A 15,824-nucleotide genomic window follows, 5' to 3' on the forward strand; every position below is an offset into this window, starting at 1 on the left:
TTGGAAGAATAAATATTAATACTAACAAAAGATTTAATCATGAAAACAAAATGTGTTTTTTTTCTAGGAATGATAATATCATTCTTTTTATCAGCTTGTGATAATACTGGTGCTAATAGAAATCGTGAAGGCATCACACATTTAGCTTACCAAGAAACAGAAAATGGTAAATGGGGATTTGTTACAACAGAAGGAAAAATTGTTGTACAACCAACATTTCAAGGTATGCCAACTTCGGTAACTGATGATATGTTTTTTGTACCTAGGCAAAATGGTACTTATGAATTGCATAATATAAATGAACCTGAAAAAATTATAGATGTAAATTACACTAGTGTTGGAGCTTTTTACGGTGGATTAGCTCCTGTTATAAAACAAGGTGAGAATATTTCATATATCAATAAACAAGGTGAGAAAGTATTTGAACTACCTAATGAAATTATACAAGCATCTAGTTTTCAAGATGGATTAGCTGTTGTTATAAACGAAGATGATCAATTTGGATTTATCAATATGCAAGGAAAAATAATAATTCCACTTCAATATCGTTTTGCTAGTCCACATCAAAGGGGATATGCTTTAGTTATGAATGATAAAAAGGATATATATTATATCAACAAGAAAGGAGAGAAAGTTTATACTATAACTGATGCAAATGGAGAAAATGAAGATTATATAGGAAACACTTTTGAAATTTGGATCAATGGTATATATGAGAATTTAGTACCTTATGTTACTTCTGAAGGAACTTGGGGCGTTAAAAATATTAACGGACAAATATTAGTTCAAGCAAATGACGAGTACAAACTAACCTTTATAACAGAAAAAGGATATCCTATATTTGTAACAAATCAAGGTTTTGGAATTATGAATAAAAATGGAGAAATAGTTATAAAAGATAAATATGAACGAATTACGTATTGTAATGGGAATTTTTTTATTGCAAAACAAGGAAATGAATATACTCTTCTATCTATGAATGAAACAAAACTTATACCTCAGACATTTACACAAATATCATCAATAAATGAAAATTGTATATATGGAATTTATAATGGGAAAAGTATTTTATTAAATAAGGATTGTAAAATATTAGGAGAATATTCAATGCTTTCATACAAAATATCTATGTGGGCACAACGTTATTAATTTATCATAGTAATGTTTATTTCTATAATCATCGGAATTATCATCTTCTATAAGGTGATAATTCCTTTTATTCATAATCAATATCACTCATCTACTGAAAAAAGAATAACTAAAGGTTTGTTATCTATGTCCTTTTGGCAGATTCTTTTTGGTAGTCTGGTATGTGTTTATGCCTTACAAGTCGAACCAGTATATAAGCAAACGGATGAAGATGTAAGTTCTTTCGTTCAAGAATATTCAGTAGTTGGTGATTTAGTAAATGAATATACTGGCATCAATACTACTTCCAATTTCAACTATTTAATGAGTGAAGCGGACAGTTTGCATACATTCGCTATTATCTTCATCATAATAACTGTTGTCTTTTCTTCGGCAACTGTAATTGGTAGCATTGGGAGAAAACTTGATAGACGGATTGTTGAGGGATTAGCTATATTAAATACATTGGCTTGTTGTTGGATTGCTAAATCAAGTACCGACCTATATGAAATGATAATACGTGATGGAGTAACCTTACAAACGGTAGCATGGATAGGAAGATTATTAGGTACAGACATTTATTCTACAATGGATTTGATAATACGAAGTGTTTGGATATTGCCATTAATACTGATTATAAAACATTTCTATTATCATAAAACATTGAATGAATATTATGCTTGGGTGGTACTGCAATCAAGATTTATCAAGCAACAAGACGAAAACAAAGAACAAGAACAGCCTAGCCCACAAACAGCGGCAAGCAGTATAAATCCAATAGAATATTCTAACACGCCAACAGAAGGAAACAATTCTGAGCTTATAACAGGAGATATTTCAAGTACCAATCAGCAGTCCGAAGTAATAAAATCCCCAAATGAAACTATAACATCATCAGATATTCAGGAGAGTACTCCACAGACGAATGAGAACGTATGTAACGATTCTATTAAAGCCAGTGTCAAAAAGCAATCTAAATCCTCCTATATTGGATTTGCAATTGGAGGTATTGCAATTATCATTATAGCTATATCTGTAGTGTGGCAATGTACTAAAGATGAAGATGTAATGCCAACACTTCAACAAGAGAAAATGAATACTATTACCGGTGCTACCCAACAGCATAGTACGCAATCGACATCGGATATATACAAACAAAGATCAAACGCTATTATTCAAGAACTGACAGCCAAATATGGTAATAAAATACAAGTTGATCATAAATATCCAGAATTATCCCAATATTGCACTTTTAGGTTAAAAGGTGAAGACGATTATGGCTTTCCCTACCTTTTAATATATGACTTGGATAGGAAGGAACTAAAACAGTTTGACACAGAAGCTTTACCAACAAATAATGCCGGGGAGGTATTGTTGATTAATTATGATGTACTGATTAATCAAGAAAATAATACATTACTCATTTCTGGTAATAATGGTGCTAATAGTATTGGACATATAGAGTATGTATTAGAACTAAATCCTTCTAACTGGCAAATTAGAGAGCTTTGTTCAGGAAGAGCGATAACTAAAAATGATGATGGATATATAGCTCATAGAATGGTAATGACTAAATTTATAGATTGTAATGCTACAAGTGAATATGCCTTTGTTGATATTCATTACGACTTACAAGGAAGATTAATCGCACCGTCTTATAATGGAAATACTTATTATCTGAAAGGTCAAATTAATAACAAATACCCTATTACAATGCAGCTATCAATGCAAGGCGACAAAATCTATGGTAAATATTACTATGATAAGAACGGTAGTGATAGTTGTTTACATTTATATGGTGGTGTATCAGATAGTGGTGATGTTGTGTTGCTTGAATTTAATAATAAAGGAGAACAAACGGGTGATTTCAAAGGAAGATTTACTAGTGATTCTTTCTATGGTACATTTGTTAACTATAAAGGTATTGAAATGCCTTTTGAACTGCAAAAAGACAATCACAATGTAGTTCCACAAGAAACTACACTAAAAAAATACCATAATTCTCGTTTTGGCTACAATGTCTTATATCCATCTTCTTTTAGCAATATATATGAATCTGAAAATGGGGATGGTTGTAGATTCTCTAAGGATAGTCATACCTGTTTAATTGTATATGGAATGCATAATGTCTTAAATGAAACTATTGAGGATAAATATAACGAATATAGATCCAAATCTCCTGTTTATTATAGATTAAAAGATAACTGGTTTGTCGTATCTGATTATACGGAAAATGGGGATATATTTTATTTAAAGACTGTCTTGAAGGATGGAGTATTTATAACGGCAGAATTACATTATCCTAATAATGAGAAAGAGTATTATTCAAAATTGATTTCCAAAATCTTTACAAACTTCCCAAATTGAAAATAACCCGAAAGTATCAAACGCACTAGGACACAACAAATCTTAGTGCGTTATTTTTTGTCCTAACCTTAAAAACGCGATTCTTGCCGCCTCATTTCCTAATATCTGAAACATAAATAGCGTAATCATTATGTTCACCGATTTTATAAACAGAATATTAGGTGCCGAACGAAGACCTTCGGTTTCTAATCGCTTGGAAAATAATGCTGCGCCGAGTGTCATCGTGAAAAAAGGCAGCAATAAGACATCCCCCAAATCTATCCCTGAGAAATACAGAAAAGACGTAGCATTACTCCAGAGCAAATATGGGGATGCTTTTAAAACTGGATTCTGCATTGATCTAACTTTGCAAGAAGCACTATCACTTATGCAGAGAGAGCGAAAAAGAGTAGATGCTTATTCTGGTCTAATCTCATATCTGAAAAGAGAACTAGGAATTACACTAACAATCACATCACAAAAAACTAAATCTAAATCATTATGAAAAACTATTTTATAGCAAACGGAGAAGTGCTCAATACAAATATGAGCATTAAAGAAATGGAATCACGAGTACAGGCAACATTAGATGAGAACACCTCTGGAATGGCACAATTCAGAATCAAGGAAGTCAGCGAGAAAGAAATCAGAATGTTCTTTGTCAGGGATTTCGACTATAACCCCGACAAACCGATTATCTACGATTCGGATATGGCCTTGATAACCGGAGTGGGAATAGGAGCCTTCCAACTTCAGACTGTTGGTGGATACCCAATGATACATCCGCTAAAATTTGCCGGGAAGAATTTTTACACGGATATTACAAGCTTTATCAGGTTCTATAAATTCCAACTGTTTGAAGAGATAGGGCAGACAGTGGAACACATCGGCTTAAGATGCTATTCGGATCGCATCTTAATGCAGATAATATTTTAGCTCATACTCCTATGAAATATATGGGAAGTAAAAGGCGCATCTGGAAATATATTGCGCCTATCATATTGAAAAACAGAGAAGAAAAACAATACTATGTAGAACCTTTCTGTGGTGGCTGTAATAGTATCTGTCAAGTAGATGGTTTAAGAATAGCTGCCGACATCAATCCTTATCTGATAGCCATGTGGAAAGATTTATTGCATGGAGAAAAATACCCGGAAACAATAAGTAAAGAAGATTATGAAAAGGCAAAAACGGCTTATAAGACCAATGACAGCACGACTTATTCTATGGGAGAACTTGGCTGGACTGGTTTTATGGCTTCTTACAATGGAATCTTTTATCATTCTTATTCTGGAGTGAGCGCATCGGATGGCAAGGATTATGTTCAAGCTAGCATAGCCAACATTTACAAGCAAATTGATTCCATGAAAGGATGTGAGTTGATATGTTGTTCCTATGAAAATCTTGAAATTCCAGACAATTCTATAATCTACTGTGATCCTCCCTATCGAGGGACGGAAGGTTACGGTTTAGCATTTGATTACCCGAAGTTTTATGAATGGTGTTTTCTTAAAAAGTCGGAAGGGCACCGGATCTTTATTTCCGAGTATTCCATGCCATCCGATTTCACGTGTATTTGGGCTATGGAAGTAGCAAATTCTTTAGATAGGTATTCAGAGAAAAGAGGGAGAAGAATGGAAAAATTATATACAATTAATTAATAAATAGTATGAAACAGAAAAATAATAAAGTTGCCAAATCCCCTTTGGCAAAGAAGATTTTTGTCGTAGGTAAAGTTTACGACACCGCTATTTTAACGGAAAAAGAGATTGAAACATCCGTGCAATCTGACATTGATGCTTGGATTGGAAGAGATAAAGTGATATTCAATATTGGAATTACTGAAAATCGAATAAACCTCATATTCAGGAGAAATGTAGATTATGGAATGGCTAAATATGATACTGAGATTTTGGATGCAGATGCGTATATGGTTTGCGGCATCGACTCAAACAAATTCCGATTGCCGGTAATGTGGTATGAACCTCCTTTGGACTATCCTTATCATTTCGAGCAGTCCGTATTCAAGAAGTGTTATAAGGCAAGTGCATTAAAACTTGGAGCGGATAAGGTGAAATGGTCGAAACTGGAAATCGGAAACCATTCCTTGATACTGAGGTTGAAGTGACAATAGAAGATATTTTAAAAGAGTCGTCGTGCATCATTGCATGGCGGCTCTTTTTTATCCTCAAAAATGACGTTTTAGAAGACCCTAAAATCCTTACCATTGTGAAAATAACCAATTTATTAATTTTAAAAATTGAATAATGAAAATAACATTAACAGAAAAGATTAATTGGACAAAGTACAATTTGGCTTATCTAAAACTAGGAGATATTATAGAGATGATTCGTACAGGAAACATGCAATTACATGACAATGAGTTTAATAGCTATACATTGAAGCAAGCAATAGAGCATATCAGAAGTGTAGCTCCGAGGGATAGGCAGAAATGGAAAGCCAGACTCCTGCCCGCTGTTGCCTATAACGGTACATTCAGGGAACTTAACAGTGCAGGGCTGATTGAATACTCGCATGTGACAGCATTGGATTTTGACCATATAGCAACGCCATACGATATGTATAGCTTGGAAAACAGACTGAAAATAACACCATGCGTTCTAAGTGTTTTCATTACACCCAGTGGAAATGGACTGAAAGCTTTGGTTTTGCATGACAATACAGATCCGACCAAACATGGAGATTTATACGATCAGTTACTAAACAAGTTCTATGTGGCTAACAGAAATGATGCAAGTTGTAAAGACCTTGCACGCAGAAATTACCTGAGTTACGATCCTTATATTTGGGTTAACCCTTCTCCTGAACCATTCCATTATGTTCCCACCATAAAGCCACAGATGCAGATACCACAATCATCCGGAACAAGAACAGTGTCGGACAAAAGCATCATCAGCATTATGAACTCCCACTGGAAGAAGAACTATCCGGAGTATTGGAAAAAAGGCAATAGGGGAAACAGCATCTTTATGTTAGCTTGCTGGATGTGCAAATGGGGTGTTGACGAAGGATTGGCTACAGAGTATTTCATTGATGGCTGGGAAGATGACACAATGGATGAAAAGGAAATCAGAAGCCATGTAGGCAATGCCTATAAGACCGAAGAGAAGAACTTTGGAACATTGATATTTACAATACACTGATTTAATTAACCCTTAAAAAAACAATTATGGCACTGACAAAAAGCTGGGGTAACATGTATCCTTTTGTTACCCACACGTGGAATGCAATAAAAGGGATATGTTTTCATGACTGCCCCTATTGTTACATGAAAAAATTCGATGGTCTGTTTCCGGTACGGATTGACCCCAAGGAACTGAAAGTGAACCTGGGTAATGGTAATTTCATTTTCGTAGGCAGCGGAACAGACGCATGGGCTTTCGACATACCTTCGGACTGGATTACCTGTTTTTTGGATTATTGTAACCTGTTTAATAACAACTATCTTTTCCAATCCAAAGACCCTTCACGTTTTTTGGAATTCATTAGTCATCCTGTAATGCAAAAATCGGTTTTGTGTACGACCATAGAAACCAATGTCTTTTATCCGGACATCGTAAGGAATGCTCCAAATACCCGGAAACGTGCCAAAGCCATGCAAAAACTGGCGAGCCTTGGAATGAGAACCTATGTGACCTGTGAACCTCTGATAAAATTCGACTTGCCCAAAATGGTTGAACTTATCAAGATGTGTTCTCCTGTACAGGTCAATATCGGCAAAAACTCACGACAGGATATCACTCTTCCCGAACCGACAAAAAATGAAGTACAGGGATTGATAACCGAACTTCAGAAATTTACCAAAGTGGTAGTCAAATCCAATGCCAAATGCTGGATTTGAGAATGTCTTGACTGACTGGAAAGATAAAGGAGATGCTGTATAAGCTCTCCTTTAAAATTTCGTCAAAGCCAATAAAGAATCTATATGCTAAAGATGTAGGTAAAAAGCATTGCAAAACAACACCTTGTGAGTTAACCGAAGGCAAGTTAATTATACATATACTGCATGTTTTATTATAATACCCACTCAAGCGGCGTGAGCCTACAACTAACGAAGAACAAGAATGAAATATATTTTATGCAACTTTTTTTACCAGAATTGGGAATATTACTTAAAAGAATAGATTGCATAAGGAAAAAATATTGTTGCGTTCCCGTTGACTCGCAAACGTGTAAAATGGAGATAAGAAAAGTTTCAAACCTTTATAGATGAAACAAATAATTAAAAGAATTATGAACAATATTATTACAATTGACATGCCTAAAGGTTGTAGGTATATGAGTGATTATGCCAATCTTTTAAATGGAATTTTGCCATTGGATAGAAAGTTTATCCTCAACAAGACTGTAACCGGTTGTGGTGGTACATCCCTGTTTCTCAACTCAGACTTTCCGGTAGTGGTAATTTCGCCACGACTTCAGGTGTTGAAAGAGAAGCACAGACAATACCCCGATAGTTTTCACTTTCATGTCCCATTGTGCAATAACAGAGGGCAAGCAATAATTCAAAAGATGCAGGATCTTGATTCGTACTTGAATTATCATCATGGGAACACACCATTTGCTCCCTTGTCAAAACCTGCCAAGACACTGGTTACACTGGATTCATCGGACAAGGTTCTCGATGTCCTTAAAAGAAATAACATGTTGGATTCATGCCTCTTTGTGGTTGATGAGTTCCAATGTCTTATGGGTGATGCGACATTCAAGGGTAGTACGGATATGAATTTTCTCGCATCCCTTGACAATGAAGTGAAACGCATCTGTTACTTATCCGCTACCCCTATCCCTGACATCTATCTGAACTATATACCTCAATTCGCCAACATTCCTTACTATAAATTGGAATGGGATCCTGATGTGATTGTGGAGCCGACATTGAAGGAGAGGCAAATGAAGAACGGTGAAACTGCGGAAAAACTATGTGAGGAATTGATACAACGTTACAGAAGGGACGGATATTTTGAAAGGAAAATAGTGAATGGAAATATTGTCTATTCCCGTGAAGCCTGCATATTTCTCAATGAGGTTAAGTCAATCATAAGAATAATCAGGCAAAACAGTTTGAAGCCGGATGAGGTGACTATCTTGTGTTCTGAAAGCCAATTCTCAAAGCTGCCTAAAGGATTCACGATAGGCGGGTTGGATACGGACAGGAACAATCCCAAAAACAAACCTTTCACTTTCTGCACGAAGTCATCTTTTGAAGGTGTGGATTTCTACTCGGATAATGCAAGTACCTATATCTTCATCAATGCAGGGAAGGAGTGGCAGACCCTTGACATCATGCTGGATATACCTCAGATACTCGGCAGACAGAGGCTTGATACAAATCCGTTCCGGCATGATGCTACGATATATTACAAGACCTACCCTACCACTGTGACGAAAGCAGAGTTTGAACAAAAGCAGAAGATGATGGAGCAGAATACATATAAGATTCTTGACACTTTCAACAATGCTCCGGAGGAAGCCAAGACTTTATTGGTGCAACTCTATAGAGACAAGGCATTGGAGAAAAAATTTGTGGATGATTATGTTGACCTCATACGGAAGAACGGGCAAACAACGATAGGTTACAATCATCTGGTAATGGCGGCAATGTGGAACAGGTGGTACCAGAGAAGTTACTATTATGATAACTCCTGCCAATTGTTGACGAGCATTCAGTCTGCGGTTGGGATGTGGAAGAAACCGGATGAGGTGAAACAGTTTGAGCAGTGGTTCTACAATGCAGCTGACAAGGACAGGCTTGCAGGATATGCGAATTTCAGAAACCAATATCCGCAATATGATTCACTACTCTTACAAAATCCGTTCATTGATTTCAGATTTCACGAGTGGTATGGAACTCTTGGTTATGATGCCTTGTCAAGTTTTGGTTTTCGTGAGGTTGATGTTGAGGGTGCCTATAATAATTTATGCGCACAGGCTCCGATAAGGGATGCTTGCAGACAGGAGTTCGTTTCCGGCATGCTTTATTCCAAACAGGAAGTAAAGGCCAAGTTACAGAAGATATACGACAACTTGGGACTTTCAGGTAAAACAGCCAAAGCAACAGAACTGGCACAATACCTTTCTGTTCGTGAAAGGCAAAAATTGAATGATGAAGGTAAACGGGTATTCTTTATCGAGATTCTGGAATAATAATGAGAAAGCAGTACACACTATTTTAGGGCGGTACTGCTTATTTGTTTTGATGTGTATTGGCTACTATGGACTGTGGCTTGCACATTTCTAATTAGGTAGGGAGGGAGGGGGACAAATTGAATATACACCTATTATTTTTTATTATATTGCAAATCAATAAATTACAATTTGTCCTAATCAGTTATTCCAAGGTATTTGTCCCCCCCTGATTCCAACAGAATGTACCGATTTCTGCCAGTGTATCTTATCCTATTTATGTCAAAGTGTTCTTACGGGCACGCTGTATTCTTTTTTTTATCATACTCTTCTTTATTCCGTAGGATGCCTCAATTTCTGCGTATGTACATTCTTTAGCCTGTACCATATCATATAAGACCATAATTTCATCAAGGCAATATTCGGATTTTCGCCCGGGAGTTTGCTTTACATCACAACTCTTTTGCTCTGTAGATGCTTCTCCTAAATCTTCTTTGCTTCCTTTACCGGCGTAACGAAACTGATCTATTTCCGTCCCCGCATATTCCAGGATTGAAAGGGTCTCTTTATTTCCATGTTTCAATTTTATATAACCAAGTACCCTTTTGTCAGATCCATGTTTGCAATAGGTAAAGTACACAAAATTGTTTGTAAAATTAACATTCTTCTTGTTTCCCCTTACACTTGCCGGAGTCAGCGGTTTAGTTGGATTCCAGTCTGGTTTGGCATGATATACCTTAAATGGGGTTATCGGCCTCCCTACTTTCAAACTTTGGCTACACAAGTCATCCAGTTCCTCACAGAACTGTTTCATGGCTTTGACACCAGCCTTGTCTTCCAGTTTGGAATAATTGTCAACAAAAACGACCATTCCTGTACTGGTAATTATATCCTTCTTCTCCTTAATGATATCAATAATCTTCTTTGGCGTTATTTGGGAACCTGCATATATTTCAAGCATAGGCAGATTATTAATAACGGAGCCATAATATGTATTAATTTCCTCATAGCTCTGTTCCAAAGAAAATAGGAGAACTGGTGTCGGTGGTATGTCGTACCACTCAGGAGCTAATTTTATGTCACATTTCCCTTTTGCTATCGCAATGACATTTTGCATGACGAAAGATGTTTTTCCACAGTCGGTCGGTCCGACCAAACCTGTATCAAAACCTTCACGAACCCATGGAAATCCCAATGCTTTTCCTACGTTCTTGCCTACCGTACCATTTCTCATAGCTTCACGATAGCTCTCAATTTTATCAGTTCCGTCGCCGTCAACAAAGGTAGAAACGGCTTTTGCAGCATCTCTTTCCTTGCGCAATTCATTCCGCAGTTTCATTTTTTCAATATCTGCCTCTTTTTGCGCATTAATCACTTCTATTTTCTGATCTGTCTGCAAACGTTCTTCTTCTTTACGATGGGCATGGAGTTGCTCGATTTCTTGCTTTTTAAAGTTAGAAGCTGTTTCAATTTCCTCTATTTTATTTTTTGATGCGTTATTTTGCTCTTCAGTTTTACTGCTTCTTTTAATCCAGTTATAAACATAATAGGCTCCTCCAAAAATCCCTATAGCTAAAAGGGAATATCCAGCCGCTTTCTTGGGACCTAACTCTTTAATCTGCTCGATTGTTTTATTGATATTTACCATTTTAAAAAATAATTAATATTTTTCTTTTGTGGTCGTGATAGCAAGCTGTAAACTGACACTTTACCACCTCCTATTATTGAACAAAATGCCCAATATTAGAGACTACAGCTTCTGTCTCTTAGGATATCGCAAAGATATGAGGTTAAAATGAAACTAAAATACCCCTTAAATAGCTTAATGAATAATTTTATAAGTATTTGAAAATTAGCTATTTTATAATATATATGGAATTAAGGCTATTAAAAGCCATTGTTACTTGACGGCATTTTTCCCTCAATTTCTTCTTTAGCCTTGAGTAACTGATTTTTTATATCTTCATATTCTTGGTCTTTCTTAACTATACTTTGTTTGTATTTCTTATATCCAGATTCATCTCCTATCTCTCCAAATTCTTTTTGGGCTTCTTTAAAAGATGGAGTCACTTTCAATATTTTTATTTCAAATGCAGCGGCTATCATAAACCCAACTTTCTTCCCTTTTCCACCTTCTGCAATAGCTTTAAATTTTTCTATATATTTGTTCTGAATGTCATTATCGTTGCTATAAAAACAATCTCTGAATGGGCGTGGCAGACGACCTCTTTGGGTAACTTTCCGAACATTATCATCCGGCATTTTATGGGGCTGTTCCTGTGGAGTTATTTCAATTTTAGACGGTTTTGGAGTGGTATTATCCAAATGTGTCTTTATTTCCGAAGTCTCTTTTATTACTTCCATAGATTCCCAAAGGATACTGGTCGCAAAATAATCATCCGGCATGATTAATCTCTCTCCTGTTTCCATCTCTGCTAATGTTAAGTTCTTCTGCACACGCTCTTCAAAACTTAAACCATCTTTTGAGTCCTCACTGCATTTTGCATATACAGAACAATCCCACCATAATGAGCGAAAAGTTTGAATATACTTATAGTCTATATTATTTATAATCCATTTGTCATTTATTGTTCCCGATGCCGTTAGTTTGTCTAAAGCTATAATATAGCAAAGTGCTAAAGGGTAATCCATTCTATCAAGAACAGCTTCACGAGATATTTTTCCTGATTCTGTTACTACCTCAACGACATTGCCTTTTACACATAGTTCATCATATAAAATTTCAACCTGATAATCTTCAGTAAAAACCTTTCGATATAAGGAGAAATATGAGGGTAATATCAGGGAACCTAATTTGAAAAAGTGGAAATATTGGAAAATTTTGTTTTCATAAATATCCTTACTTACATATAATTCTTCATAATCTACAGATAAAAAATCCTCTCTTGATATTAAAGACTGCCATTCAAAATTATCTTGGTCAAAATTTCGGATATTTCCTTTATTGGAAGAATACTTGTTTAATAAGTATCTAAGTTCGTCTAACAATTTAAAATCTTCTTTTGGTATCATAGGATAATTCTGACTCTCTTCAATATCATACACACTACATAAGGTATCATTAATTAAAGATTTAATATCCTTTGTTTCAAGTAAAGGAATCTGAGACAGTAGTAAGGCAATTTCTATAAATAATTCCACGCTCAAATAGTCAGTTTGAATTCTTTCTTTCAGTACTGGTACAATCAAATGTAGTAATGGATGGTTCTGAAAAAAATCTAAAGTGCGAGGCGTAAAATCTTCGTCTATAAGGACTGATAAACCATCCTTGATTTCTTTTAAATCAGCATCTGTTATCCGTCGGATCTCTGTACGAATCTTTTTTTGGGGGCGACAGGTTTGATTTAATGCAGACAAATCAATATGCCCTATAACCCATCCACCTTTAGGTAAATTGGATTTTTTATTTTCCATGATTGAAAATCTTAAAGTTAGTAACTACAAATATACATATTTTGATTATTTTCAAAAAACAGTATCTTTGCATTGTTGAATAATCAACATTATCAGAGATTTATAACATATTGACAAGTACTGAATCTCGCTAAATCGTCAAGGATATTCCGGTTCTGAAAGTCGTGCGTTTGAATTATCAAAGATCCTAAAAAGAAATCACAAACAACTCTACTAATAAACTATTTAACAACTTCTTTTTGCTAATACGAACAGAAACCACTATTTTTGTTATATCAATAAACGCTTTATGAAGCTGATAGAAAACAACATACAGACAATTATCACTTTGTGTAAGAAACACAAGGTAAACAAGTTGTTTGTGTTCGGTTCTATCCTTACCAATCGCTTCAATGACGACAGCGATGTGGACTTGGTAGTCGATTTCAAAAAAGCAGAAGTGGAAGACTACTTTGATAACTACTTCGATTTTAAATATTCATTGGAAAATTTATTCGGAAGAGAGGTTGATTTATTAGAAGAGCAAACCATAAAGAATCCATATTTGAAAAAAAATGTGGATGCAACAAAAGCATTGATATATGGATGATTTAACCAAAAAAACATTTGCAAGACATGCTGATAGCCATTGAAGATATACTTTGGAGTATGGTTATTAATCATTTACCAAAACTAAAAAAATGAAGTCATTGCATTGCTAAATTCATAAGGTTTGTGACTTATTCACGACCACTTAACAATATAACAGTAACTAATAAACTGGAGAGTTCTTTAATATACTTGAATATCTAACTGTAACACAGCTATCTATAATAGATTAGTAAGTGGTTATGGGGATGCTGTGTCGCTGCTTCTTACGGTATGACGGACACGATGGGCCGTATGCACTCAGACGCTCAATTCGCTGGTTCTTCATCAGTTCCTGCTCACGTAGAAATGATGGGATTCCTGGGTATCGGTAACAACCCGATGGTAGGATGTACAGTGGCTTGCGCGGTTGACGTAGCTCAAGCTTTGAGCAAGTAATTTAGACAATTAAATATAGATAAACTCCTGTAATCCTTGTGGTTGCAGGAGTTTTTTTTATTTGTGGTAACTTGGTTTGGATAACAGATTGAAGCACCTTGCACCACTCACTATTTAGAGTGAATGAATGGTGAATCAGTAAGGAGATAAACTCTGCTTTATTTAAGTCCAAACAACTCATGTAAAGAGCAGCCAATTACTTCTCAAATCAAGCCATAAACAGGTTACTTTTGCAGCCGATTTGCAGCCGAATTTGCCATTCTTTAAAAACGGCTGCAAGAATTGGCATAATCAACTATAATACAATGCGATACACTCCATATAACATTTAATTTAAAATGGAGAAACATTGTACAATGGTTTACTTTTCATTGAGAGAAAGTAAGCAAAACAAGAAAGGTCTATCACCTATTGAGGTTTCAATCACCACGAATGGAAAGAGAATCTACTTTAGCACAGGCAAACACGTACCAGCATTCAACGTGCCAAATTAGGAGATAGTGAATACGCTTGGTTCTTGGGCTGAGTGGATTGTTGATTGACAGAGGAAGGGACATCATTAAGTTGGTGTCCTTTCTTCATATTTAATAATTAACTAATTATATTTGCAAGTACGCAAATAAGTACATACATTTGCATCATAAAAAAGGAGGATTTATGAGAACAGCCAATTACACAGATTTAAGAGCAAATCTTAAAGGTTATATTGATTCAGTAATTGATGATTACGATACTGTAATCGTCAATCGTGGTAATGGTAAAGGAGTAGTGATGATTTCCCTTGATGAATACAATTCATTGAAAGAGACTGAATATATAATGTCCTCACCTGCAACAATGGAAGCTATACGTCAAGGTGAGGAAGATATAAAGAATGGCAATTATATAGCACAGAAAGATGGAGAAAGCATAGAAGACTTTTTAAAGCGAGCATCATGTACAGAATAATATTATCTGACCAAGCACGGAAGGAATATCTATTCTTCTCACAGAGTGGCAATAAGATAATTCTGAATAAGATTACAGCTTTACTGATCGATATTGCAGAACATCCTTATACTGGAATTGGGAAGCCAGAACCACTAAAATATGAATTGACTGGTAAATGGTCAAGGAGAATCACCGCAGAACATCGTCTTGTTTACTCTGTAAACGATGATAAGATAGAAGTGCATATATTCTCCATGAAGCACCATTACTCTAAGAAGTAAACCAACTCATACATACTATTAATTGAAAGGGCATCTATTAAGTTAGGTGTCCTTTTTCTGTTTATACACTCTAACAGTTAGCAACAATATGAAATAAGCTGACTATCTCTTACGATGATGGTTATTCAGATGTCCTTACCGTCAATGAACTTACAGCTACTAAGCTGATACTTGCCTTTGAGGATTGGGACAATCTGAACGATGGTAGTTCGGAATTGGACGACATTACTACGACCACTTATAAAGAAGATTGACTAATTTAAAACAGAGCAGCATTTGAGGGAACTCTTATGCTGCTCTGTTTATTATAGCAATTCCTGTTGCCAAAGAAAACATTGCCTGAGATTAATTCGTTCCACCGTGAGGTAAATATCGTTCCTCCATGGTGGAACGATATTTACCTCATGGTGGAATAAAATTTCCCCCATGGTGGAACGAATAGTCCTTTGCAGCTGTACTATTAAGCAAACGGGAATAAGAGTACAACAAATCAGAAGAGAAAAAGATAACAATCCTGACGAGATTGACAAC

At 35.6% G+C, this 15,824-nt stretch carries 14 protein-coding genes and 3 pseudogenes; 15 read left to right on the plus strand and 2 right to left on the minus strand.

What is annotated here, in order from left to right; translation table 11 throughout:
• The first annotated feature begins 39 nt into the window (after window positions 1-39).
• The 9 genes from HMPREF9446_RS03735 (at window position 40) to HMPREF9446_RS03780 (ending at window position 9,642) form a co-directional block, all read left to right on the plus strand.
• Window positions 40-1,149 carry a WG repeat-containing protein gene (locus tag HMPREF9446_RS03735; RefSeq protein WP_005936907.1) on the plus strand — a complete coding sequence of 370 codons (1,110 nt, stop codon included), beginning with the start codon at window positions 40-42 and terminating at the stop codon, window positions 1,147-1,149.
• Window positions 1,150-1,161: 12 nt separating this feature from the next.
• Entirely contained in the window at window positions 1,162-3,495 is a 2,334-nt protein-coding gene (locus tag HMPREF9446_RS03740) for a hypothetical protein (protein ID WP_005936905.1), read from the plus strand.
• Between the two features lie 130 nt (window positions 3,496-3,625).
• The gene (locus HMPREF9446_RS03745) at window positions 3,626-3,979 is read left to right on the plus strand and encodes a hypothetical protein (RefSeq protein WP_005936902.1); all 354 of its coding nucleotides are present in this window, start codon (window positions 3,626-3,628) and stop codon (window positions 3,977-3,979) included.
• Window positions 3,976-4,410, plus strand: a complete 435-nt coding sequence (locus tag HMPREF9446_RS03750) for a hypothetical protein (RefSeq protein WP_005936899.1) — start codon at window positions 3,976-3,978, stop codon at window positions 4,408-4,410. Before HMPREF9446_RS03745 ends, HMPREF9446_RS03750 begins: the two co-directional genes overlap by 4 nt.
• An 11-nt stretch (window positions 4,411-4,421) precedes the next feature.
• Entirely contained in the window at window positions 4,422-5,135 is a 714-nt protein-coding gene (locus HMPREF9446_RS03755; RefSeq protein WP_009124084.1) for a DNA adenine methylase, read from the plus strand.
• A gap of 8 nt (window positions 5,136-5,143) precedes the next feature.
• Entirely contained in the window at window positions 5,144-5,602 is a 459-nt protein-coding gene (locus HMPREF9446_RS03760) for a hypothetical protein (RefSeq protein WP_005936893.1), read from the plus strand.
• A 139-nt stretch (window positions 5,603-5,741) separates the two neighbouring features.
• A complete protein-coding gene (locus HMPREF9446_RS03770) occupies window positions 5,742-6,638 on the plus strand; it encodes a BT4734/BF3469 family protein (RefSeq protein WP_005936889.1) in 897 nt (298 codons plus the stop codon).
• Between the two features lie 26 nt (window positions 6,639-6,664).
• Window positions 6,665-7,336 (plus strand): hypothetical protein, encoded by a 672-nt coding sequence (locus tag HMPREF9446_RS03775; protein WP_005936887.1) that lies wholly within the window; start codon window positions 6,665-6,667, stop codon window positions 7,334-7,336.
• Between the two features lie 392 nt (window positions 7,337-7,728).
• Window positions 7,729-9,642: a DEAD/DEAH box helicase family protein gene (locus tag HMPREF9446_RS03780; RefSeq protein WP_005936885.1), complete on the plus strand. Its 1,914-nt coding sequence runs from the start codon at window positions 7,729-7,731 to the stop codon at window positions 9,640-9,642.
• A 256-nt stretch (window positions 9,643-9,898) separates the two neighbouring features.
• Here the strand turns inward: HMPREF9446_RS03780 and HMPREF9446_RS03785 are convergent, their stop codons facing one another.
• Both HMPREF9446_RS03785 and HMPREF9446_RS03790 read right to left on the minus strand, forming a co-directional pair.
• Window positions 9,899-11,269: a hypothetical protein gene (locus HMPREF9446_RS03785; protein WP_009124089.1), complete on the minus strand. Its 1,371-nt coding sequence runs from the start codon at window positions 11,267-11,269 to the stop codon at window positions 9,899-9,901.
• 239 nt (window positions 11,270-11,508) lie between these two features.
• Window positions 11,509-13,056 (minus strand): hypothetical protein, encoded by a 1,548-nt coding sequence (locus HMPREF9446_RS03790; protein ID WP_005936877.1) that lies wholly within the window; start codon window positions 13,054-13,056, stop codon window positions 11,509-11,511.
• A gap of 289 nt (window positions 13,057-13,345) precedes the next feature.
• On the opposite strand from HMPREF9446_RS03790, the gene HMPREF9446_RS03795 reads away from it, so the two are divergent.
• The 6 genes and pseudogenes from HMPREF9446_RS03795 to HMPREF9446_RS19515 all read left to right on the plus strand — a co-directional run.
• Window positions 13,346-13,645 carry a nucleotidyltransferase domain-containing protein gene (locus HMPREF9446_RS03795; protein WP_005936874.1) on the plus strand — a complete coding sequence of 100 codons (300 nt, stop codon included), beginning with the start codon at window positions 13,346-13,348 and terminating at the stop codon, window positions 13,643-13,645.
• Between the two features lie 260 nt (window positions 13,646-13,905).
• Window positions 13,906-14,082: pseudogene (locus HMPREF9446_RS18100) on the plus strand (GGGtGRT protein); the annotation flags it as partial.
• A gap of 338 nt (window positions 14,083-14,420) precedes the next feature.
• A pseudogene (locus HMPREF9446_RS18605) lies at window positions 14,421-14,558 on the plus strand (Arm DNA-binding domain-containing protein); the annotation flags it as partial.
• Between the two features lie 181 nt (window positions 14,559-14,739).
• The gene (locus HMPREF9446_RS03800) at window positions 14,740-15,030 is read left to right on the plus strand and encodes a type II toxin-antitoxin system Phd/YefM family antitoxin (protein WP_009124091.1); all 291 of its coding nucleotides are present in this window, start codon (window positions 14,740-14,742) and stop codon (window positions 15,028-15,030) included.
• Complete coding sequence (locus HMPREF9446_RS03805; protein WP_009124092.1) at window positions 15,018-15,293, plus strand: Txe/YoeB family addiction module toxin; 276 nt, start codon at window positions 15,018-15,020, stop codon at window positions 15,291-15,293. The genes HMPREF9446_RS03800 and HMPREF9446_RS03805 overlap by 13 nt, the downstream gene beginning before the upstream one ends.
• A gap of 92 nt (window positions 15,294-15,385) precedes the next feature.
• Window positions 15,386-15,547, plus strand: a pseudogene (locus tag HMPREF9446_RS19515) (lipocalin family protein); the annotation flags it as partial.
• Between the last annotated feature and the right edge of the window lie 277 nt (window positions 15,548-15,824).

This window comes from Bacteroides fluxus YIT 12057, from assembly GCF_000195635.1.
GTDB lineage: Bacteria > Bacteroidota > Bacteroidia > Bacteroidales > Bacteroidaceae > Bacteroides > Bacteroides fluxus.